At 71.5% G+C, this 20409-nt stretch carries 20 protein-coding genes; 4 read left to right on the top strand and 16 right to left on the bottom strand.

Features of this window, described 5'->3' with window-relative positions; translation table 11 throughout:
* Window positions 1-9 precede the first annotated feature (9 nt).
* Genes ACFWPS_RS12755 through ACFWPS_RS12740 form a run of 4 tightly spaced genes read right to left on the bottom strand, consistent with a single transcriptional unit; the run spans window position 10 to window position 4418 of the window.
* Complete coding sequence (locus ACFWPS_RS12755) at window positions 10-1491, bottom strand: carboxylesterase/lipase family protein (RefSeq protein WP_383704092.1); 1482 nt, start codon at window positions 1489-1491, stop codon at window positions 10-12.
* Window positions 1488-2708, bottom strand: a complete 1221-nt coding sequence (locus ACFWPS_RS12750) for an amidohydrolase family protein (RefSeq protein WP_383704090.1) — start codon at window positions 2706-2708, stop codon at window positions 1488-1490. Before ACFWPS_RS12750 ends, ACFWPS_RS12755 begins: the two co-directional genes overlap by 4 nt.
* The gene (locus ACFWPS_RS12745; protein ID WP_383704087.1) at window positions 2705-3526 is read right to left on the bottom strand and encodes a fumarylacetoacetate hydrolase family protein; all 822 of its coding nucleotides are present in this window, start codon (window positions 3524-3526) and stop codon (window positions 2705-2707) included. The genes ACFWPS_RS12750 and ACFWPS_RS12745 overlap by 4 nt, the downstream gene beginning before the upstream one ends.
* A 7-nt stretch (window positions 3527-3533) precedes the next feature.
* The gene (locus tag ACFWPS_RS12740; RefSeq protein ID WP_383704085.1) at window positions 3534-4418 is read right to left on the bottom strand and encodes a fumarylacetoacetate hydrolase family protein; all 885 of its coding nucleotides are present in this window, start codon (window positions 4416-4418) and stop codon (window positions 3534-3536) included.
* Between the two features lie 107 nt (window positions 4419-4525).
* On the opposite strand from ACFWPS_RS12740, the gene ACFWPS_RS12735 reads away from it, so the two are divergent.
* Both ACFWPS_RS12735 and ACFWPS_RS12730 read left to right on the top strand, forming a co-directional pair.
* On the top strand, window positions 4526-5278 hold the full coding sequence (locus ACFWPS_RS12735) for an SDR family NAD(P)-dependent oxidoreductase (RefSeq protein ID WP_383704083.1): 753 nt from the start codon (window positions 4526-4528) through the stop codon (window positions 5276-5278).
* Between the two features lie 39 nt (window positions 5279-5317).
* Window positions 5318-6100, top strand: a complete 783-nt coding sequence (locus tag ACFWPS_RS12730) for an SDR family NAD(P)-dependent oxidoreductase (protein ID WP_383704081.1) — start codon at window positions 5318-5320, stop codon at window positions 6098-6100.
* A gap of 199 nt (window positions 6101-6299) precedes the next feature.
* On the opposite strand, the gene ACFWPS_RS12725 is transcribed toward ACFWPS_RS12730, so the two are convergent.
* The 8 genes from ACFWPS_RS12725 to ACFWPS_RS12690 all read right to left on the bottom strand — a co-directional run bounded on the left by ACFWPS_RS12725 (window position 6300) and on the right by ACFWPS_RS12690 (window position 15251).
* Window positions 6300-8327: a hypothetical protein gene (locus ACFWPS_RS12725; protein ID WP_383704078.1), complete on the bottom strand. Its 2028-nt coding sequence runs from the start codon at window positions 8325-8327 to the stop codon at window positions 6300-6302.
* A gap of 133 nt (window positions 8328-8460) precedes the next feature.
* Window positions 8461-9270 carry an ABC transporter ATP-binding protein gene (locus ACFWPS_RS12720; RefSeq protein WP_383704075.1) on the bottom strand — a complete coding sequence of 270 codons (810 nt, stop codon included), beginning with the start codon at window positions 9268-9270 and terminating at the stop codon, window positions 8461-8463.
* On the bottom strand, window positions 9267-10094 hold the full coding sequence (locus ACFWPS_RS12715) for an ABC transporter permease (protein WP_383704072.1): 828 nt from the start codon (window positions 10092-10094) through the stop codon (window positions 9267-9269). Before ACFWPS_RS12715 ends, ACFWPS_RS12720 begins: the two co-directional genes overlap by 4 nt.
* Window positions 10091-10858 carry an ABC transporter permease gene (locus ACFWPS_RS12710; RefSeq protein ID WP_383704069.1) on the bottom strand — a complete coding sequence of 256 codons (768 nt, stop codon included), beginning with the start codon at window positions 10856-10858 and terminating at the stop codon, window positions 10091-10093. Before ACFWPS_RS12710 ends, ACFWPS_RS12715 begins: the two co-directional genes overlap by 4 nt.
* Window positions 10855-11862, bottom strand: coding sequence for an ABC transporter substrate-binding protein (locus ACFWPS_RS12705; protein ID WP_383704066.1), 1008 nt, complete (start codon window positions 11860-11862; stop codon window positions 10855-10857). Before ACFWPS_RS12705 ends, ACFWPS_RS12710 begins: the two co-directional genes overlap by 4 nt.
* Window positions 11863-11887: 25 nt before the next feature.
* Complete coding sequence (locus ACFWPS_RS12700; protein ID WP_383704063.1) at window positions 11888-13258, bottom strand: FAD-binding oxidoreductase; 1371 nt, start codon at window positions 13256-13258, stop codon at window positions 11888-11890.
* Between the two features lie 234 nt (window positions 13259-13492).
* Window positions 13493-14332, bottom strand: a complete 840-nt coding sequence (locus ACFWPS_RS12695; protein ID WP_383704060.1) for an amidohydrolase family protein — start codon at window positions 14330-14332, stop codon at window positions 13493-13495.
* An 82-nt stretch (window positions 14333-14414) separates the two neighbouring features.
* On the bottom strand, window positions 14415-15251 hold the full coding sequence (locus ACFWPS_RS12690) for an SDR family NAD(P)-dependent oxidoreductase (RefSeq protein WP_383704057.1): 837 nt from the start codon (window positions 15249-15251) through the stop codon (window positions 14415-14417).
* A gap of 164 nt (window positions 15252-15415) precedes the next feature.
* Here ACFWPS_RS12690 and ACFWPS_RS12685 point away from each other — a divergent pair, with 164 nt between their 5' ends.
* The gene (locus ACFWPS_RS12685; RefSeq protein WP_383704054.1) at window positions 15416-16741 is read left to right on the top strand and encodes a hypothetical protein; all 1326 of its coding nucleotides are present in this window, start codon (window positions 15416-15418) and stop codon (window positions 16739-16741) included.
* A gap of 71 nt (window positions 16742-16812) precedes the next feature.
* On the opposite strand, the gene ACFWPS_RS12680 is transcribed toward ACFWPS_RS12685, so the two are convergent.
* The 4 genes from ACFWPS_RS12680 to ACFWPS_RS12665 form a co-directional block, all read right to left on the bottom strand.
* Window positions 16813-17643 (bottom strand): intradiol ring-cleavage dioxygenase, encoded by an 831-nt coding sequence (locus tag ACFWPS_RS12680; RefSeq protein WP_383704051.1) that lies wholly within the window; start codon window positions 17641-17643, stop codon window positions 16813-16815.
* A 147-nt stretch (window positions 17644-17790) separates the two neighbouring features.
* Window positions 17791-18954 (bottom strand): cysteine desulfurase family protein, encoded by a 1164-nt coding sequence (locus ACFWPS_RS12675; protein WP_383704048.1) that lies wholly within the window; start codon window positions 18952-18954, stop codon window positions 17791-17793.
* Between the two features lie 167 nt (window positions 18955-19121).
* Window positions 19122-19394, bottom strand: a complete 273-nt coding sequence (locus ACFWPS_RS12670; protein WP_383704317.1) for a DUF4190 domain-containing protein — start codon at window positions 19392-19394, stop codon at window positions 19122-19124.
* Window positions 19395-19429: 35 nt separating this feature from the next.
* Window positions 19430-19597, bottom strand: a complete 168-nt coding sequence (locus ACFWPS_RS12665; protein WP_383704045.1) for a hypothetical protein — start codon at window positions 19595-19597, stop codon at window positions 19430-19432.
* Window positions 19598-19717: 120 nt separating this feature from the next.
* On the opposite strand from ACFWPS_RS12665, the gene ACFWPS_RS12660 reads away from it, so the two are divergent.
* A complete protein-coding gene (locus ACFWPS_RS12660; RefSeq protein ID WP_383704042.1) occupies window positions 19718-20353 on the top strand; it encodes a TetR family transcriptional regulator in 636 nt (211 codons plus the stop codon).
* Window positions 20354-20409: the final 56 nt, after the last annotated feature.

The raw sequence follows: 20409 nt of genomic DNA, 5'->3' as shown, positions 1-20409 counted from the left end.
TCCTTCCGTTCAGTCGAGCAGGGGGCGGGGCGCGCGGTCCAACAGCCGTAGGGCGTCGAGCCGTCGGACCGGACCGACCTCGACGGTGTCGCCGCCGAACACCATCGCCCTCTCCCCCGTGAACTCCGGCCAGGCGGGTAGCGACCCGCCGCCCGGGTCGTGGTCGGTGACGAAGCGCGCCCAGGTGTCGGCCATGGTGCGGGCCAGCTCCCGGTCGGCGTCGGTCCAGGGCCAGGCGCGGGCCGTCAACGTGTCGAGCGCGTAGGGCAGTTCGGCGGTGTGGTGGGCGCCGTAGCCGGGGAGCCCGTCGCGGGGCGGGGCGAGCGGAAGTCCGGGAGGCAGCGGCGGGGTCCGGGTGAAGCGGTACATCCAGGTGGGTGCGACGGCCGCGTGGGTCCGCGCCCAGTGCCACACCGGGTAGGCGAACCGGCTCTCCCCCGTGAACCGCCGTGCCGTACGGCGGACTTCGTCGCCGTCCCGCAGCGGGTACACGGCGTCCGTGCCGGGCTCGACGGGCAGCCGGCGCAGGATGTCCAGCGAGGCGTACACCGAGCCCTCGTCGTCGTTGGTCCCGACGAGGAGGGGTACGGCGTGCTGGCGGGCGGTGCCGAAGACGCCGTCGCTCGGTTCGGTGAGGACCCGGCCGTCGACGACCGGTCCGAAGTGGCCCTTGAGGACGAGTTCGACGCCGTCCAGGCGGCGCAGCACGTCGAGGCCGCGGTCCTCCGCCCAGCGCAGCCCCTGCTTCTGCGCGGCGGTCCGGTCCGGCAGCGGCCCCTCGGCCCGGCCGATGCCGGAGGCGCTCTGGCCGACGGCCGCGTGGAAGAGGTGCCGGGCGGCCGGGGCGGCCATGAGGTGGCAGACGTGGGCGGCGCCGGCGGAGTTGCCGGCGAGGGTGACCCGGTCGGGGTCGCCGCCGAACGCCGTGATGTTCTCGCGTACCCAGGTCAGCGCGGCGACGATGTCGAGCAGCCCGTAGTTGCCGGAGGCGCCCAGGTCGTCCTCGGCGGCGAGTTCGGGGTGGGCGAGGAAGCCGAGGGCGCCGAGCCGGTGGTTGAGGGTCACGACGACCAGGCCGCGCCGGGCCAGCGCACGGCCGTGGTGGATCTCCTGGCCGCCGTGGCCGTAACGGTTGCCGCCGCCGTGGATCCACACCATCACGGGCAGCCGGGCGCCCGGCGCCGGGTCCGGGGTCCACACGTTCAGGTAGAGGCAGTCCTCGCTCATCACCAGCGCCCGCCGGTCGGCGAAGTTGGTGTGGTACATGATCGAGTCGCGGGGCGGCTGGGGCTGCAGCGGCGCCGGGCCGAAGGCGTCGGCCCGGCGCTCGCCGTCCCAGGGCGCGGGCCGACGCGGGGGCCGCCAGCGGAGGTCTCCGACCGGCGGCTCGGCGAAGGGGACGCCCCGGAAGACGCCGGTCTCGCCGTCGTACTCCCCCGCCAGCCGCCCCGCGCCGATCGTGGCCCTGATGGTCCTGACGGTCCTGATCACCCGGTCGCCTTGTGCAGCACGCCGTCCTTCATGATCACCCGTAGTCGGTCGCGGTCCTGGAGGATCCGGATGTCGGCCAGCGGATCGCCGTCGACCAGCACCAGGTCCGCGAGATACCCCTCCCGGACCAGCCCCAGCTCCTCCCCCATCCCCATCACCTGGCCGCCGTACCCGGTGGCCGCGCGCAGCGCCTCGGCCGGGGTGAAGCCGAACCAGTCCACGAAGAGCTCCAGGTCCCGCAGATTGCGGCCGACCGGGTTCCAGGCGAAGCCGTAGTCGCCGCCGGGGACGACCCGGATGCCGCGCGCCACGAGTTCGGGTACGACCGCGCACACGGCATCCCGGGTGGCCTCGACCTCCATGCCGGGTTCGGGCTCGCTGCCGGCCTCGAAGAGGTTGGCGTGGATGATGCCCGGGGTCGGGGCGACGAAGACGCGGTCGCGGGCGGCCTGGAGGAGGTCGAGGGCCTCCTCGTCGGCGAAGGTGCAGTGGTAGACGGCGCGGATGCGGTGCCGTACGGCCATCTTGACCGACTCGGCCGCGTGCGCGTGCGCGGTGAGCCAGACGCCGTGCTTCTCGGCGGTGTGCGCGGCGGCGGCCACCTCCTCGTCGGTGAACTGCACGATCCGGGACGTGCCCTGTACGACGGCGCTCTCGCCGGAGAGGGACAACTTGACGATGTCGACGCCGAGTTCGGCCATGTCGGCGACGAACCGGGCGACCGACTCCGGGGCGGAGGCACGGCCGTCGATGCCCGGGAAGTCGTAGACACCCGGCTCGACCATGCCGGCGCTGCCCTCCCAGGAGGCGGCCTTGAGGCGCGGTCCTGGCATCCAGCCCTCGGCGAAGGCCTTGCGGGCGGCGACCTCCGTGCGGGGCAGCCGGTTGCCGCCGGAGTAGGCGCTGGTGATGCCGTGGTCGAGGAGGACCCGGCCGGCGTGCGCGACGAGCAGGGCCTTCTCCTCGTCGGGCTCGTCGCGGCGGCGGGAGAGGTGCTCGACGGTGGAGCCGAAGCCGAGGTGGGTGTGGGCGTCGACGAGTCCGGGGAGCAGGGTGCCGCCGCCCCCGTCGATCACCCGGGCCTCTGCGGTCCGGTCGCGGGAGATGCGCTCGGCGACCGCGGTGATGCGGTTGCCCTCGACCAGGACCTGCGCGGGGAACGGCTCGCGGCCCGTGCCGTCGAAGACGTGGACGTCGGTGAAGAGCGTGCTGGTCATGGGTTCCTCGGCCTCCAGAAGCGGTGCCGCATCTCGCCGACTCCCCCGATTCTGCTGACCAGTTCGTCGTCCGGGGTCAGGAAGCGCTGCGGGACCCGGCGGTTGCCCACCCCCGCCGGGGTGCCGGTGAAGATCAGGTCACCGGGGAGGAGCGTGCAGAACCGGCTGATGTGGGCGACCAGTTCGGGAATCGGGAAGATCATGTTGGCGGTGCGGTCGTGCTGGACGGTCTCGCCGTTCAGCTCGCAGGTCAGCTCCAGGTCGTCCGGGTCGTCGACCTCGTCCAGGCTGACGAGTGCGGGGCCGACGGGGCCGAAGCCGGGGTAGGACTTGCCGAGCGAGAACTGGGCGGGCCTGCCTGCGAGTTGGCTGATCCGCTCGGAGAGGTCCTGGCCGACGGTGAGCGCGACGACCGGTTCCCAGCCCTTCTCCTCCGGTACCCGATGGGCCTCCCGGCCGATGACGGCGACCAGTTCCAGCTCCCAGTCGACATGGCCGGGCGGCAGCGTGACCGTGGTGTGCGGGCCGGTGAGGCAGGTGGCGAACTTGGTGAAGACGAGCGGGACTTCGGGCTCCGCGTACCCCGCCTCGGCGGTGTGCGGGCGGTAGTTGAGGGCGACAGCGAAGATCTGGCGGGGGGCCGCCACCGGGGGCTCCAGCTCGGCCTCGTCGTACGGGCGGGCGCCGGTCGCGGCGGCGGACCACAGGCGCAGGTCGTCCCAGCGGGCGAAGGGGTCGGCGGCGAAGGCGGCCGGTACGTCGATGGCGCCGTCCGGGGTCAGCAGGACGGTACGGCCGGCGAGTCGGGCGAGGCGCATCTGCCGATCACGCCCAGTGCCCGGCGGGGGGCTCGGCCTCGCCGTACGCCTCTCTCCAGGAGACCACCGGGTTGCGCAGCACGCCCAGGCCCTCGATCTCGGCCTCGACCACGTCACCGGGCTTGAGGTAGTTGGCGAACGGGTCCTCGGTGCTCGCGGCCACGCCCGCGACGGTGCCGGTGGTGACGAGGTCGCCCGCGCTGTAGGTCTGCGGGGAGTGGTAGGCGACCAGCTGCGGGATGGAGACCGACATCCGGCCGGTGTTGGACTTCTGGCGCACGTCGCCGTTGACCCTGAGCTCCATGTCCAGGGCGTGCGGGTCGTCGATCTCGTCCGCGGTGACGATGTACGGGCCGACGGGGCAGAAGGTCTCGATGGCCTTGGAGAAGGAGAAGACCCCCGACTCCATCTCCCGGCGCTGGATGTCCCGCGCGGTGATGTCGTTGAAGACCACATAGCCGGCGATGTGCTCGACGGCCTGTTCGGCGGAGAAGAAGCGGCCCGGCTTGCCGATGACGATGGCGAGTTCGAGTTCGTAGTCGAGTTCCCGGGTGAGGTTCGCCGGGTACACGACGGGCTCGTCCGGACCGATGATCGCGTCGACGTTCTGGAAGAAGACGATCCCCTTGTTGACGGGGTGGGACCAGTCCACGCGGGCCAGGTCCTCGTGGTGCTCCCGGAAGTTGCCGGCGGTGTGGAAGAACTTCCTCGGCACGATCGGCGCGCGCAGCCGGACGTCGGCGAGCACGAACGTCCGCCCCGTCTCGGCGACCTGGCCCTCCCGCTCGAACCAGGCGCGGGTGGAGGGCACTTCCAGTTCCACGACGGTGTCTCCGTCGAGTCGGCCCACCAGTCCGTCGTCCAGTCCGTCGTAGAACGTCACCAGTTTCATCAGACCTCCCTCAACTGTCGACAGACAGCCTGTCTTGAGCCCGTCTGATCGTCAATAGGTGCGCAAAGTGTGGACACAAATCGCTGCGGTGACCTACCGTCCGAAGCATGCGGACGACATGGGACTTCACGGGGACCCGGGCGCTGGTCGCCGGGGCGGGCGGGATCGGTGCGGCGGTCGCGGACGGGTTCGCCGGGGCGGGGGCGACGGTGGTCGTCCTGGACGTCGACGAGCGCAAGGTGGCCGAGGTGGCCGCGTCGGCGGGGCCCGGTTCCGTCAAGGGGCTGTCCGCGGACCTGACTTCGGCGGACGCCTGCCGGAACGCTGTCGAACAGGCGGTCCACATGCTCGGCGGCATCAACGTGTTCGTGCACGCGGTCGGGGTGAACGACCGGCGGCCGGTGCTCGACACCCCGGACGAGGTGTGGGAGCGGATCACCGCGGTCAACCTCGACAGCGCGTTCTGGCTGGGGCGGGCCGTGGGCGGGGTGATGGTGGCGGCCGGGTACGGGCGGGTCGTCTACCTCTCGTCCGTGTCGGGGCTGCTGGCCCACGCCAACCACGCGCCGTACGCGGCGACCAAGGGAGGCGTCGACCAGTTGATGCGGGTCATGGCCAGGGAGTGGGCGGCCTGCGGGGTCACCGTCAACGCGGTCGCGCCCGGCTACACCGAGACCGGCCTCACGCGTGAGTACCTCGCCGGGCCAGGGGTCCGGGCGTCCCTGGAGTCCCTCGTCCCCGCGGGCCGGCTGGGCCGGCCCGCCGACCTGACCGGGCCCGTGCTCTTCCTCGCGTCCGATGCCGCGGCGTTCGTCACCGGACAGGTGCTGTACGTCGACGGCGGGCGGACGCTCGTCTGAGTTCCGACCCACGATGACCTTCGAGGCTTGGGAGGCCTTATGACCGCCGTGTTCGAACGATTCGCCGGGAAGACCGTGCTCGTCACCGGTGCCGGTACCGGGTTCGGTGCCGAGATCGCGGTGCGGGCGGCGCGGGAGGGGGCCGATGTCGCCGTCCACTACCGCGGTTCCCGCGAGGGGGCCGAGGCGACCGCCGAGCGCGTGACCGCGCTCGGCCGCAAGGCTCTCGTCGTGCAGGCCGACATCTCCGAGCACGCCCAGATCACCCGGCTCGCGGAGGAGGTGTGGGCGCACTTCGGACGGCTGGACGTGGCGGTCAACAACGTGGGGGACGTCGCCCGTGAGCAGATGTCCTGGCGGGACATCACGGAGGAGTCCATCGACCATGTGCTCGGCGTCGACATCAAGGGCACGCTGCTGTGCACGCACGAGTTCGGGGGGCGGATGCTGGAGCAGGAGGGGGGCGGGGCGATCGTGAACATCGGGTCGACGGTGGTGGTGCGGGGCAGCGCGCGGGCGCCGCAGTACGCTGCCGCGAAGTACGGGATCATCGGCCTGACCAAGTCCTATGCGCATGCGTTCGCGCCGAGGGTGCGGGTGAACGTCTTCGCGCCGGGGTTCATCGAGACCGCGGCGACGCTGGGGCGCGAGGACTGGAAGAGCGGGCGGGGGGATGTGTTGCGGGCCAATACGCCCATGGGGCGGATTCCGGGGCCGGAGGAGTTGGCGGGGGCGGCGCTGTTTCTGGCGACCGAGGATGCCGGGCACATCACCGGGGGCTTCTTGGTGGCTGATGGGGGATACAACATGATCGGGGCGTAAGGGCTGTTTGCCGGGTGCGGGTGCGTGGGGGCTTGTCGCGCCCACGCGGCGGCAGCCGCAGATTCAATGCAGCCCCGCGCCCCCAAGCAGGTAGGGACGCTCGCCCCCAGTTGAGCCAAGGCCCTCCGTTCAAAAGCTCCGGCCCCCGGGATTCGGTTCGCATCCTTCCCCGGGGGCCGGCTCTCTTCTGTTGGTCTACTTACGACACCGTCAGGGTCAAGGCGCCCGTGTAGCTCTTGCCCGGCGTGATGGTGGTCGCCGTTCCGTCGACCGTCAGGGTCACCGTCCGGTCGGTCGGGGCCGTTATCGACGCGGTCGAGGCCAGGGTGAGGGCGCTGAGGTACGACGTGCCCGTCACCGTCCAGGTCGAGGACTCGCCCAGGGTCACCAGGACGCCGTTGTTGACCACCGCGCTCGGGGTGTTGGTGACCTCGCTGATCTCGCGGTACTCCGTCTTGGTGATCGTGGAGACGCTGTGCTTGGCCGTGCTCGCCGAGATGACGCCCTCGACCGTGGTGCGGGTGAAGGAGAGGGTGAGGTTCTGGCCCTGGAGGCTCGCGTTGCCGCCGCCCCAGACCGAGTTGTAGAAGTCGCCGGTCAGGGCGATGTCGGTGAAGGTGCCCTTCGCGTCCGTGGACTGCGAGCTGGTGGTGACCCAGCTCGACGACTTGGTCGGGGAGCCGGTCGGCTCGGTGTAGGTGCCGGTCGTCTCGCTGGACCAGGGCTTGCCGGACACCGTGACGCTGCTCGGGCGGTCGGTGTCCATCAGCTGGAAGAGGACTCCGTTGCCGGTGGTGACGGTGGCGCCGTCGGAGCCGTCGACGGTGACGGTGCCCGCGACCGCCTTGCACATGAAGGTGGTCTCACCGGTGGTGACCTGGGTGCCGCCGTCGATGGCCACCGATCCCGCCGCGTACCACATGACCATGAAGCGGCCCGCGTCGATGGTGGTCGACTGGACCGGGAGGTCGTCCAGTTCGGCCGAGGTGAGGCCGAGGGAGAGGGAGTCGTTGAGGTCCGAGACCGCGTCCTTGGTGCTGTCGCCGTAGTGCGCCGAGGCACCCCAGTGGATGAGGGCGTAGTCGCCGACGTCGAAGGTGCAGCCGAGGAAGTGCTCGGTGACGTTGCCGATGGCGTAGCTGCCGTAGCCCTGGCCGCCGGTGTTGGCGATGGTGCTGTTGATGGCGGTGAGGGTGCAGTAGCTGCCGCCGTCGACCGACAGGGCGCCCCACTTCTCCGAGGAGATCGAGGAGTTGATGTACGAGGCCTTGGTGCTCGCGCCGAGCAGGTTGGTGGCGCGCACGTTGCCGGAGATGCCCAGCATCCACGGCACGGTGATCATGTACTTGGTGTCGCCGGTGCCGGCGGCCGGGTACTCGGCGGGGACGACGCCGTCGGCGCACTTGATGGTGGAGTTCTTGACGATCACGTTGGCGGTGGCGTCGGCGATCACCGCCGTACGGACCACTCCCACGTTGCTGATGTTCGCGCCGTCGAGGACGAGGGTGGTGCCCGAGCCGGTGCCGACCACGGCGGCGCCGTAGCCGACGAAGTCGCAGCGGCCGTTGCCGTCGAAGGCGATGGTCGGGTCGGTGAGGGTGTAGCTGCCGCCGGCGACGTAGACGCCGTTGAAGGCCTCGCCGTTGGAGAGCAGGGTGATGTCCGAGGCCCCGGTGTCGGTGACGGTGCCGTCCATCACGTCGGAGGGGACGGACTTGTCCTCGTCCACTCCGTCGGCGTCGACGTAGATGGCCTGGCGGAAGGGGAAGGTGAGGGTGGAGTAGGCGACGTCGGTGGCCTCGGCGACGTTCAGCACGATGGTGCCGGTGTAGGTGCCGGCCGCGATGGCGGTGGCGACGCCGCCGTATCCGTCGGTGAGCGCGGCGAGTTCGCTGCCGGTCTCCACGCCGTTGACGGTGAGGGTGAGGCTGTAGCCGTCGTCGACGGTGATGACACCGCCCTCCTCGATCACCAGCTCGGTCGCGGTGGTGGTCTCGGTGAGGGTGAGGGTCTCGTCGGAGCCGACGGTGATCGTGGTCGCCTTGGCCTTCTTGGCCTTCTTCGTACTGGCCGCCTGTGCGGTGGCGGGGGCCAGCAGGGTGGGGGCGAGGGCGGCGGCCACCGCGACGATGAGGGCGCGGGGGCGGGCCCGGTTGGCGACGGGACGGTCGAGCAGGTCGGTGACGGACGAGGTCTGCTCGTCGTCGGTCCTGTTGGTGGGCAGCACGGTGAACTCCTTTGTCTTCCGGTGTTTGTGCGCAGGGGGCATCGCCGGTCGGCGACACGGGGGATGCGCGGGCAGGGGTGAGCCACGCGTGGCGCCCGCGGGCGCACGCCCCCCTGCTCGGTGGTCTGGTGGGTCAGTTGTGGGCCGGCTCGGCGTCCTGGTCGAGGCGCTCGCCGCGGATCCGGGCCAGCACTCTGGTGCGCAGTTCCGCGAAGCGCGGGTCGGCACGGGTGGTGAGCTGGTCGCGGTCGGTGCCGAACGGGACGGTCAGGGTGTCGAGTACGGCCGTGGGGCGGCCGCCGAGCACGATCACGCGGTCGCCGAGGTAGACGGACTCGTCGATGTCGTGGGTGACCACGACGACGGTGATGCCGAGGCGGCGGCGCAGCTGGAGGGTCAGGTCCTCCAGGTCGAACCGGGACTGGGCGTCGACCGACCCGAACGGCTCGTCCATGAGCAGCACCGGGGCGTCGTAGGCGAGGCCGCGGGCGATGGCGACGCGCTGCTGCATACCGCCGGAGAGCTGCCAGGGGTACTTGTCGCCGACGTCCGCGAGGCCGACGGCGTCCAGGCACTCAAGCGCGGTCGCCTTGCGCGCGGCCTTCTTCACGCCCCGCCCCTGGAGCGGGAAGGCCACGTTGTCCCACACCCGCATCCAGGGCAGCAGGGAGCCGCGGTAGTCCTGGGAGACCACGGCGATGTCGGCGTGCGGCCCGGTCAGGTGCTGGTCGCCGTAGCGGACGGTGCCCGAGGTGGGCGGGGTGAGTCCGGCCAGGCAGCGCAGCAGGGTGGTCTTCCCGGCGCCGGAGGGGCCGACGACGCACACGGACTCCCCCGGGTCCACCCGCAGGCTCAGCCCGGCGAGCACCCGGTGCTCCTGCGGGCCGCCCCGGCCGAAGGTCATGCAGAGGTCCTCGACGTGGAGGGCGGATCCGCGGGTCATACGACCACTCCGTTGCTCTTCTTCTCGATGGGCGCGGTGGGCGAGGTGGGCGGGGTGGGCGTACGGCGCGCCCTGGGGGCCCGCTGGTGGTACCAGCCCAGCAGAGCGTGCTCGCAGAGCAGGAGCAGCACGCTCAGGCCGTAGCCGAGGACGCCGATGAGGAGGGTGCCGGCCCAGGTCTCGGCGACGTGGAAGCTCGATCCGCTCTGCAGGATGAAGTTGCCGAGGCCGATCGGCGAGCCGTAGATCTCGCTGACGACCATGAGGACGACGGCGATGGACAGGGCGACCCGGATGCCCGCGAAGACCTGCGGCAGGGCGCCCGGGAGGACCACCCGGCGGAGCTGGAGGTGCCAGGGGACGCGGTAGCCGCGGGACGTCTCGTGGACGGCGGGGTTGATCTGGCCCACCCCGGCGATGGTGTTGAGCAGGATCGGCCAGAGCGAGCCGAGGAAGATCAGGAAGACCTTGGGGCCCGAGCCGATGCCCAGGGTCAGGATGATGACCGGCACGAAGCCCACGGTCGGGGTGGCGCGGGCGAAGTCGAGGAGCGGACCGAGGGCCAGGCGCAGGGTGCGGACCTCGCCGATCACCAGGCCGGCGCCGACGCCCACGACGGTGGCGAGGGCCAGGCCGAGGACGATGTTGCGGAGGCTGAACCAGAGGTCGTCGAGGAGGCCGCCGCCCGCGAGCTGGTCCCACAGGGTGTGCAGGACGGTGGTGAGGGGCGGGAAGTAGAAGCTGGTGCTGCCCGCTGTCGAGACCAGCAGGATCACGAACACCAGGACGGGGAGCCAGAGGTGGCGGAGGATGCGACGGGTCATGTCGCCTCCCCCGCCCGGACCGGGGGCCGCCAGCGCAGCAGCCGTCGCTCGGCGTACTGGGCGAGCAGGGTGATCGAGTAGCCGATCGCGCCGGCCGTGAGGATGTAGGCGTAGGCCCGGTCCGAGGCGCCGGCCTGCTGCGACTCCATGATCATGTGGCCGATGCCGGGGAGCGTGGTGAGCACCTCGACGCCTATGGCGACCAGGACGGAGGTGGTGGCTGCGAGCCGCAGTCCGGTCATCACGGAGGGGACGGCGCCCGGCAGGATCACCCGGCGGAAGCGGAGCAGGCGTGGGATGCGGTAGCCGCGCACGGTCTCGTGGACGGACGGGGTCACGCTCCGGGCGCCGTACTGGGACTGCAGCAGGATCGGGAAGACGCAGGCGATGAAGACGACCGTGGCCTTCATGCCCGGGGTCGAGCCGAGGACCAGCAGGAACACCGGGAGCAGGGCGATGACCGGGAAGGAGCGCAGGATCTCGACCAGCAGCCGGGAGGACTCCTCGGCCGCCGCGTACACCCCGGTCACCAGGCCGACCGGGATGCCGACGGCGACGGCCGCCGCGAGCCCGAGGACCGCGCCGTCCAGGGTGTCGCCGACGGCCTGCCAGTACGTCCCGCTGCCGAGCAGGTCGCCGAGGGCACCGGCGACCGCGGCGGGTCCCGGCAGCGCCGTCGCGCTCACCACGTCCACCGCGGCGACGAGCGCCCACAGCACCACCACGCCGATCAGCGCGCCGATCTGGAGGAGGCGGACCTTCACGAGGTCACCACGGGTGCCTGGTCCCAGTACACGTCGTCGTCCTTGGGCTCGTTGTCGAGCAGGCCGAACTCGTGCATCTTCGTGATCACCGTGCGCATCATCGTCCTGTTCAGGTTCTTGTCGTAGTAGTTGGTGTCGTGCGCGTCGATGAAGCCGGCGTCGACCTGTGTGTACTTCTTGTCGATGGCCCGTACGGCGTCGGGGTGTTCGTCGGCGTAGGTGATGGCCTTGGCGACGGCGTCGATGAACTTCTCGGCGGTGTCGCCGTTGGACGACAGGTACTTCTGGCTGGAGAACAGCAGACCCTGGACCATGCCGGGCAGGTCGTTCATGCCGTTGCCGATGGTGCGCAGCCCGCTGTCCTTGCCGGCGAAGTAGAACGGTCCGAAGGAGTACACCGCGTCCGTCTTCCCGGACTTGGCGGCATCCGTGAGCGAAGTCGTCGGCAGGGCAACGAACTTGATCTTCGAGGGGTCGCCGCCGGCCTGCTGGGTCAGGTACTCGCAGATGAACTGGATGGTGCCGCCGAGCGCGGAGAGACCGACGGTCTTGCCCTCCAGGTCCTTGAACGACGTGATCCCGCTGTCCTTCTTGACCAGCAGTCCGTCGGTGGGGTCGGTCTTCGTCGTCGCGGACTGGAGGCCGGTGACGATCCGGATCCCCATGCCCGAGGCCACGCCCTTGAGGAAGCCGGAGCTGTCCGTCATCGCGAACTGGGCCTCGCCGTTGAGGACGGAGGGCGCGTTCTGCGAGGTGTCCTGGGCGCCGGCCTTGATGGTGACGTCCAGGCCCGCGTCCTTGAAGTAGCCCTGCTGCTCGGCTATGTAGAGCGGCTCGAAGATGGCGCCGTTGGAGCGCAGCACGGTGATCTTCGCCTTGCCGTCGGCGGTCTGGCTGCCGGCGGCCGAGTCGCCGCCGCAGGCGGTGGCGGTCAGCGAGACGGTGGCGGTCAGGGCGGTCAGCAGGACGAGGGCGCGGCGCCGCGGGATTCTCGAAGTGTGCATGGAACGGCTCTCCTTGAGAAGAAGGTCAATGCGTCCGCGCGGGGCCCGCGGCGGCGTAGGCGGTGGTGGACTCGGCGGGGGTCAGGTAGGTGCGGAACAGGCCGTCGGGGTCGTAGGCGCCCCGGATCTCCTCCAGGCGGGACGCGTTGGCCGGGCTGAGCCCGTGGTCGAAGCGGTCCGCGACGTTGTTGTCGGAGAACTGCAGCCCCTTCGACAGGTGCTGGATCGCGGCGAGTTCACCGTGTGCCCACCGCTCGTGGCGGAGGTCCTCGGCGGGGTCCGTCCAGCCCGCGTTGGGCGAGAGGTAGAGCTTGGCCTGGCTGGACCAGCAGGCGTCGGGGCGTTCCGGGAAGCCGCCCCACAGCATCCACAGGACATGGCTGGTGGTGCCGGGCGTCGAGTCGAACAGCGGCCGGGCCGCGTCCAGGACCTTGTCGACCGGCTCGTCGGTCCAGATCCCGTCGAGCGCCCAGCGCATCCCGGCCGGGGTCATCCGGTCGGCGTGCCCGTACAGCTCGGCCATGCTCGTCCGGGCGCTCCCGACCGCGCGCAGCGCTTCGGCCCGGAAGGGCGCGGTCTCCAGCAGCGCGAGCGGGTCGGAGTCGCCGTCCTGGGCGAAGGCGGTCGCGGTGACCGACACGGTGTGCCGGTCGAGGCCCTCCACGAAGCCGACCTTGGCCGAGAACTCCACCTCCTTCGGGAGCAGTTCGAGCATGTCGTACGCCCAGGCCAGCACCTCGTCCCGCAGGCCCAGGGGATAGCTGTGGAGGGTGCGCAGCAGCCGCTTCGGCGCCGGGTGCAGGTCGAGGTGGAAGCGGGTGACGACCCCGAAGAAGCCGGGGCCGCTGCCGCGCGCCGCCCACAGCACGGCGGGGTGGTTCGCGTCGGTGGCGTGCACCAGGGTGCCGTCGGCGAGGACGACGTCCACGGCCCGGATGCCCAGGCAGGCCGGGCCGAGGTGGCGGGAGTCCCAGCCGTAGCCGCCGCCGAGCAGGAAGCCGCCGAGGCCGACGGTCGGGGCGTGGCCGGTGGGGAAGAACAGGCCGTGCGGGGCGGCGGCTTCGAGCAGGGCGGGTCCGGTGGCCGCCGGCTGTGCGGTCGCCGTCCGGGTGGCCGGGTCGACGGTCACCTCCGTCAGGCGCGAGAGGTCGAGCAGCATCCCGCCGTCGCGGACGCCGTTGCCGATCCAGCTGTGCCCGCCGGAGCGGATGCCGATCCGCCATCCCTCGGCGCGGGCCAGCCGGACAGCCGCGACGACGTCCGACTCGCTTTCCGCGAGCGCGATGACGTCGGGGTGCCGGTCGGGTTTGCGTTCGTTCCAGACGGCGTCGAGACGGGCCCGTTCGTAGGCCGCGTCGCCGCGCCGGATGAGGGTGCCCTGGGGCAGCTGGTGCATGGCCGTCTCCTCACGCGTTTCATCCGGGACCATACTGTCGACACTTTCGGCCTTCAAGACATCTGCAATCGAAATATCTGGCATCTCTGGCGACACTAGGCGCTTCGCTGGGGAGGCCGGAAAGGCGGGTTGTCGGTTGGGTGCGGCTCCGTGGGGGCTGGTCGCGCCCACGCGGCGGCAGCCGCACATCAGACACCGCCCCGCCCCTTTGGGGCGCCTCACCTGCGGGCGCGTTCACTGAATCGGCTCGAAGTCGAAGAGTTCGGACGGGTTGTCCACCAGCAGCCGGCGCAAGTGGGCGGAGTCGGGGGCGATGGTCTCTAGGAGGTCGACCAAGAGGCCGTCGTCCGGGGGTGCGCCGGTGATGTTGACGTGTGGGTAGTCGGTGCCCCACACCACCCGTTCGGGCGCGTACGCGACCAGTTCCGCGGCGAGTTCGACGGCGTCGGTGTACGGCGGCCCCGGTACGGAAACCCGGTCGACCCCGCTCACCTTGACCCACACCGCCCCCGTGTCGAGCAGTCCGCGCAGACTGCGCACCGCCGGACCGTCCCGGCCCGCCGCGAGGTCGACCCGGCCCATGTGGTCGATCACCACCCGGCCGGGCAGGGCGCGTACGACGTCCTCCAGGCCCGGCAGGTCCTCGCCCCGTACATGGAGCTGGGCGGCCCAGCCGAGGCCGTCCACGCGTTCCAGCACGGCGTCGATCTCCGCACTGGTGGGCCGGCTCCGCAGATGCGGCAGGAAGTTGAGCCGGAAGGCCCGTACGCCCGCCCGGTGCAGTTCCTCGGCCTCGGCCCGGCCGGTCGCCTCACCGATCAGGGCCACCCCCCGGATCCTGCCCTCCCCGGCCGCGAGGGCGTCCAGCAGCACCCGGTGGTCGTGGCCGTGGCAGGACGACTGCACGACCACCGCCCGCGTCAGGCCCAGGTGGGCGTGGAGAGCCCGGAGTTGTTCCTTGGGCGCGTCCAGCGGGGTGAAGGTGCGCTCCGGCGCGTACGGGAAGACGCCGGCGGGCCCGAAGACATGGCAGTGGGCGTCACAACTGCCCGGCGGCAGGCGGAGCTTCGGCACCCGGGGCGCGGGATGCGGCGGCGGGCAGCCCGGCGAAGGGGCCCGGGGTGGAGGCGTGCGGGGCGGGGCGGTCCCGGCGGGTTCAGTCACAGCGCGCCGTCATTCCGCCGTCGACGACGATCTCGGTGCCGGTGACGAACCGCGCCTCGTCGGAGGCCAGGAACAGCGCGGCGTACGCCGTGTCCCGCCCGTCCCCCATGAAGCCGAGCGGGATCCGGGCCCGGCGCTGGGCGAGCAGCTTCGCCACGTCCCCGCCCGCACGCTGCCCGGCCAGCCGGGCCTCGACCATCGGGGTGTGCAGTTGCCCCGGGACGACGGTGTTGACGCGGATGCCGTCCGGCGCGTACTGGACGGCCGTCACCCTGGACAGCTGGATGACCGCCGCCTTGGCCGCCGCGTACCCGACCTGCGCGGCCCCGGTCCAGCGCAGCCCGGAGCAGGAGGCGGTGTTGACGATCGCCCCTCCCCCGCCCTGCCGCATGACCGGGATGACGTGCTTGCAGGCGAGGAAGGAGCTGGTGAGGTTGGTCCGCAGCTGGCTCTCCCAGTCCGCGAGGCTCAGTTCGGCGGCCCCGCCCGGCCGGGAGCCGCCCACGTTGTTGACCAGGATGTCGATGCGGCCGGTCCGGGCGGCCGCATCGGTGAAGTAGGCCTGGACGGCATCGGGTTCGGTGACGTCCAGGAGGTCGGTGCGGACCGTGCCGCCCTCGGCGCGGATCTGGTCCGCGGTCACCTCCAGCGCGTCCTTGTCACGGTCGGTCAGCAGGACGGTGGCGCCCTCGCGGGCGAAGAGCACGGCGGCGGCACGGCCGTTGCCCCAGCCGGGGCCGACGCTTCCGGCGCCGCCGATGACGGCGACCTTGCCGGCGAGCCGCCCGGAACGGGCACTGAGCGAGTGGTCTGGCGTGTCCTGAAGCACAGGAGCCTCCCTCCATGGGGGTTCGGAGCCTGCCGACAGTCATAGCCAAGTGTCGACACAAAGTAAACATGAGACCTTTGATGCACGGATCCTTGGCGTCTTCTTGCCAAGTGTGTCGACAGAGGGCTTGTATGGGGCGTACGCGAAGAACCTGGAGGACCCCTGTGCGGAAACCCCCCGTCTTCACCCCGGAGGAGATCGACCGCTTCCGCGCCGAGCTCGCCGCCCGGCGGGCGCCCGGCGCCCACGAGCCCGGCCGTTGGTCGGTGAGCCCGCTCAACCGCCGTACCGACGTGGTGGGTTCGCTGCCCGGGACGGTCCGGCTGCGGGACGCGACCCTGCGCTCCCTGGAGACCCTGCCGGGCGTCACGGCCCCGGCCGGGGCGAAGCGGGCGTTCCTGCGGCGGGTGGTCGCGACCGGGGTACCGGAGGTGGTCACCGCAGGACCCGGCGGGCGCGCCGAGGACGTGCTGAAGGCGGAGGTGGACCTGGTCAAGGGCGAGAACCCGGAGTGCCGGGTGATCTGCCCGCTGATGCGCTCGACGGACGACATCGACCGGGCCGCGCGGGCCGGTTACGACGCCGTGCAGGTGTGGGTGCAGGGCTTCGGCGAGACGGCGCTGCTCTACCGGCCCGACGTGTACGCGGCCGCGTGGCGGGGCGAGGAGTGGCGCACCCCGGACACCCCGCGCGACCGCACCGCCGTACTGGACCGGGCCGCACTGCTCATTGAGTACGCCCGCTCCCTCGGCGTGGACGTGATCGCCCCGATGCTGATGGTGTCGTACCTGACGGAGGAGGACCACGCCACGACCGTCGCGGCGCTCACCGGGGCCGGGGCCGGCGAGCTGACCCTCTTCGACGGGCCGGGCGCGCTGAGCCCCGAGGCGTACGGCCATCTCGTGCACCGAACGCGGGAGTTGGCGCCGGACGTGGCGGTGGGTCTGCATCCGCACAACACCTTCGGACTGGCCGTCGGCTGCGCGGTCGCCGCCGTCCGGGCCGGCGCCTGCGCCGTCGAACTGTCGGTCAACGGCTACTGCGGCGGCCCCGGCAACGCCGATCTCGCCGCCACGGCACTGGCCTTCGAGGCCGTCTACGGCGTCCGCACCGGCATTCGTACCGAGACTCTCACCGAACTCTCCCGGTTCGGTGCGGAGTTGACGGGCTACCGGACCGCCTGGAACCACCCGGTCACCGGCCCGGACGCCTTCTGCTGGGGCGGCCTGGACTTCATCACCCAGGAGACGGCCGTCGACCCGCTGCTCCACAACTGCGTGGAGCCGTCCCTGGTCGGCAACGAGCGCCGGATCCCCTTCACCCCGGACAGCGGCCCGTACACCCTGGCCGACCGGACGGCAGCCCTGGGCATCGAGCTGCCGCCCGCCGCCCTGGACCAACTGCTCGATCAGGTGAAGCAGTTGATGTCCCGGGAGAACCGCCTCGCCACCGACGAGGATCTCCGGGCTCTGGTCCGCGCACTCGGGTGAGCGGCCGGCCCGGTGGCCGTGACGGGCCGGCCACCGGGCCTGCGGTGTCAGGTGCTCCGGGCCCGTCGGCCTCAGGAGGAGCTGACACCCACGGTGAGCGTCGCCGCGAACCCGTCGGAGACGCTGTCACCCAGTGCGGTCAGGGTCAGCAGGCCGGAGGAGGCACCGCCGCCGTCGTAGATGCCGTCGTCGTCGAGCTGGGTCTCCGTGGTGGTGTTGTCGGAGTACGGCGACAGCGCCTGGACCTCGGAGTTGATGTCCGCGTCGAAGAACAGCTGACCGGTGTGGATGATCGAGCCGCCGGTGTACGAGTCGTCGGTCAGCGTCACGTCCGTGTGCACCCGCATGTGGACGTGGACGCAGCGGCCGGTGTAGTGCCCCGGCCAGATCGAGGTGATGCTCACCAGGCCGTCGGAGTCGGTCATCTGACCGCCCCGCAGGAAGGTGCCGTCGTCGTCCTCGGTGTGGTGGTTGCCGCCGACGTAACCGGAGTACTCGCCGAGGGCGTCGGCGTGCCAGATCTCGACCAGGGCGTTCTCCAGCGGCGCACAGTCGTTCGCCTGGTCGACGACGGTGAAGGTGAACTGGACCTCGAAGCCGTCCTTGTCCTCCCGGATGTCCTCGCGGACGAGCGCACCGGCCAGCCAGTACGGACCCTCGGTGACCTCCTCGGTGAGCGTGCAGACGTCGGCCGCGGCCGCGGCGGCCGATGAGGCACCGGTCTTCGTCTCGGCGGTGGCCGTGGCGGCGGAGGCGAGGCCCGCGGCCGCCAGGCCGCCGGCCGCGGCGACGGCGGCGCCGCCGATCAGCACGCGCCGCCGCTTCACGGAGTTGTCGACGGAGTCGACGTCGTGGGAGGCGGGTTCAGGAGTCTGCGCGGAGGCAGAAGTGTTGTCTGTCATGTCAGCAGAAGCTAGACACCGACCTGAGGTGACCCATGGCCACGCACTGTGAGATCTCTGGAGGCAAACCCCCCAACTCGCTCTGTTTGGAGCCGATTCGGTGCGAATTCCGCGTGTCGCGGAGGTGGTCGGGCCCGGCCGGTCCGGTCAGCTGAGCCCGGCGGCCCGCGCCCGCTCCACCACCGGGCCGATCGCCTTCGCGACCGCCTCGACGTCGGCCTGGGTCGAGGTGTGGCCGAGCGAGAAGCGCAGGGTGCCACGGGCCAGGTCGGGGTCGGTACCGGTGGCCAGCAGGACATGGCTCGGCTGGGCGACCCCGGCCGTGCACGCGGAGCCCGTCGAGCACTCGATGCCCTGGGCGTCGAGCAGCAGGAGCAGCGAGTCGCCCTCGCAGCCGGGGAAGGTGAAGTGCGCGTTGGCCGGGAGGCGGTCCACCGGGTCGCCGCCGAGGATCGCGTCCGGTACGGCCGTACGGACGGCGTCGATCAGCGCGTCGCGCAGGGTGCCGATCTCCCGGGCGAACCACTCGCGGCGCTCGGCGGCGCTGCGTGCCGCCACCGCGAACGAGGCGATCGCCGGGACGTCGAGGGTGCCGGAGCGGACATGCCGCTCCTGGCCGCCGCCGTGCAGGACCGGTACGGGGCTGTACTCACGGCCGAGGAGCAGGGCGCCGATGCCGTACGGACCGCCGACCTTGTGGCCGGAGACGGTCATCGCGGCGAGGCCGGAGGAGCCGAAGTCCACCGGGATCTGGCCGAAGGCCTGGACCGCGTCGGAGTGCAGCGGGATGCCGAACTCGTTCGCGACGGCGGCGAGTTCGCGGATCGGCAGGACCGTGCCGATCTCATTGTTGGCCCACATGACGGTGGCGAGGGCCACGTCGTCGGGGTCGCGGCCGATCGCCTCGCGCAGCGCCTCGGGGTGGACCCGGCCGTAGGTGTCGACGGGGAGGTACTCCACCGTGGCGCCCTCGTGTTCGCCGAGCCAGTGGACGGCGTCCAGGACCGCGTGGTGCTCGACGGGGCTGGCGAGGATCCGGGTGCGGGCCGGGTCGGCGTCGCGGCGGGACCAGTAGAGGCCCTTCACCGCGAGGTTGTCGGCCTCGGTACCGCCGGAGGTGAGGACGACCTCGCTGGGGCGGGCGCCGAGCGCTTCCGCGAGGGTCTCCCTGGATTCCTCGACCGTGCGGCGGGCCTTGCGGCCGGAGGCGTGCAGGGAGGACGCGTTGCCGGTGACGCCGAGCTGCGCGGTGAGGGCCGCGGCTGCCTCCGGGAGCATCGGGGTCGTGGCGGCGTGGTCGAGGTAGGCCATGATGACGTCGATTCTACGGGGGGCTCCGCCGCAGGACCGAGGGGCACCGTGTTCAGCTCGGGCCGGTGGGACACTGCGGGCCGTGCGGGGCTGGTCGCGCCCACGCGGCGGAGCCGCAAATGGACACAGCCCCGCGCCCCTTTGGGGCGCGCCGCCCTGGACCCCGTTTAAAGGCTCCAGGAGACCGTGTTCGAGGCCTCCATGGCGATCGCCAGGACCGCGAGGTCGGCTACGCCGAGCGCCAGGCCCAGGTATGCGCGGCCCTTGCGGGCCGTGCCGCGCCACAGGGCGACCAGGGACAGGATGATCGCGATCGGGCCCAGGAACAGGTTCAGGACCAGGAGGCCCAGGAGGCCCAGGATGAAGGACGCGACGGCCATGCCGTCGGCGTCGCGGGTGCGGGTCTGGGGGCGGGGGGTGACGGGGGCGGTGAGTTGCATCATGCTCAGCTCCTGAAGTGAGCGGGGACGGAAGGTCAGTTGGCCGAGGTGTGACGGCGGCGGGCGACGCGCTCACGGAGTGCGAAGACGGCCAGCCAGACGGCGATCACGGCGGCCAGTCCTGCGGTGACGTCGAGCGGCGCGTGGGCCACGGTGCCCAGCACCACGCCGAGCAGCATGAGTGCGGCTACGAGGAACAGCATGGGATCGATCCCCCTCCGTTACATTTGGGTGAACGGTTGTAGTAACAGTTGTTCACTGACTTTGAGTCTAGCAACTCGCACGGCTTTCCAATTCCGGAGAACAGTTGTTAACTGGATGACATGAGTCACACCCTCGGCATCCGACAGGCCCAGAAGCAGAAGACCCGCCAGGCCTTCCTGGACGCGGCGCTCGCCCTGCTGGAGGAGCAGAGCCTGAGCAGCCTGGGCCTGCGCGAGGTCACCCGGGCCGTCGGGGTCGCCCCGACCGCCTTCTACCGGCACTTCCGCTCCACCGCCGACCTCGGTGTCGCCCTGGTCGACGAGGCGCTCGGCAGCCTGCACCCCATGGTCCGCACGACGGTCTCCACCTCCGGCGAGGAGCGCATAACCCGTGCCGTGCGGCTGATCTCCGACTACGTGGCCGCCCATCCGGCGCACATCAGGTTCATCGCCCGGGAGCGGCACGGCGGGGTGCAGCCGGTGCGGGAGGCGATCCGGGACCAACTCGCCCGGTTCGCCGAGGAGGTCAGGACCGAGCTGGCCAAGGACCCCGAGGCAAAGGGGTGGAACGACGACGACCTGCTGATGCTCGCCCACCTCTATGTGGACCAGATGCTCATCACCGCCTCCCTGTTCCTGGAGACGCTGGAGTCCCCGGACCCGGAGCCCTCGGAGGCGGAGCGGGAGCGCGTCGCCCAGGTCGCCGCCCGGCAGATGCGGCTGATCAGCCTCGGCCGGCAGCACTGGCTCGACTGAGCCGCGCGGCGGGACCGTGACACACAGGGGCGGGGCGGCCGGGAGCCCGGGCCGCC

The sequence above is a fragment of the Streptomyces sp. NPDC058457 genome (genome assembly GCF_042720695.1).
Taxonomy (GTDB): Bacteria; Actinomycetota; Actinomycetes; order Streptomycetales; family Streptomycetaceae; genus Streptomyces.
Note: the sequence above shows the minus strand (reverse complement) of the source record. Positions and strands in the feature narration are given on the sequence as shown.

Coding starts and splice junctions, on each gene's coding strand:
- ACFWPS_RS12680 (WP_383704051.1), bottom strand. CDS start 17,643: ATGACAGACAACACTTCTGCCTCCGCGCAGACTCCTGAACCCGCCTCC.
- ACFWPS_RS12700 (WP_383704063.1), bottom strand. CDS start 13,258: ATGCACCAGCTGCCCCAGGGCACCCTCATCCGGCGCGGCGACGCGGCC.
- ACFWPS_RS12750 (WP_383704090.1), bottom strand. CDS start 2,708: ATGACCAGCACGCTCTTCACCGACGTCCACGTCTTCGACGGCACGGGC.
- ACFWPS_RS12670 (WP_383704317.1), bottom strand. CDS start 19,394: ATGCAACTCACCGCCCCCGTCACCCCCCGCCCCCAGACCCGCACCCGC.
- ACFWPS_RS12735 (WP_383704083.1), top strand. CDS start 4,526: ATGCGGACGACATGGGACTTCACGGGGACCCGGGCGCTGGTCGCCGGG.
- ACFWPS_RS12745 (WP_383704087.1), bottom strand. CDS start 3,526: ATGCGCCTCGCCCGACTCGCCGGCCGTACCGTCCTGCTGACCCCGGAC.
- ACFWPS_RS12675 (WP_383704048.1), bottom strand. CDS start 18,954: ATGGCCTACCTCGACCACGCCGCCACGACCCCGATGCTCCCGGAGGCA.
- ACFWPS_RS12740 (WP_383704085.1), bottom strand. CDS start 4,418: ATGAAACTGGTGACGTTCTACGACGGACTGGACGACGGACTGGTGGGC.
- ACFWPS_RS12705 (WP_383704066.1), bottom strand. CDS start 11,862: ATGCACACTTCGAGAATCCCGCGGCGCCGCGCCCTCGTCCTGCTGACC.
- ACFWPS_RS12720 (WP_383704075.1), bottom strand. CDS start 9,270: ATGACCCGCGGATCCGCCCTCCACGTCGAGGACCTCTGCATGACCTTC.
- ACFWPS_RS12730 (WP_383704081.1), top strand. CDS start 5,318: ATGACCGCCGTGTTCGAACGATTCGCCGGGAAGACCGTGCTCGTCACC.
- ACFWPS_RS12665 (WP_383704045.1), bottom strand. CDS start 19,597: ATGCTGTTCCTCGTAGCCGCACTCATGCTGCTCGGCGTGGTGCTGGGC.
- ACFWPS_RS12660 (WP_383704042.1), top strand. CDS start 19,718: ATGAGTCACACCCTCGGCATCCGACAGGCCCAGAAGCAGAAGACCCGC.
- ACFWPS_RS12715 (WP_383704072.1), bottom strand. CDS start 10,094: ATGACCCGTCGCATCCTCCGCCACCTCTGGCTCCCCGTCCTGGTGTTC.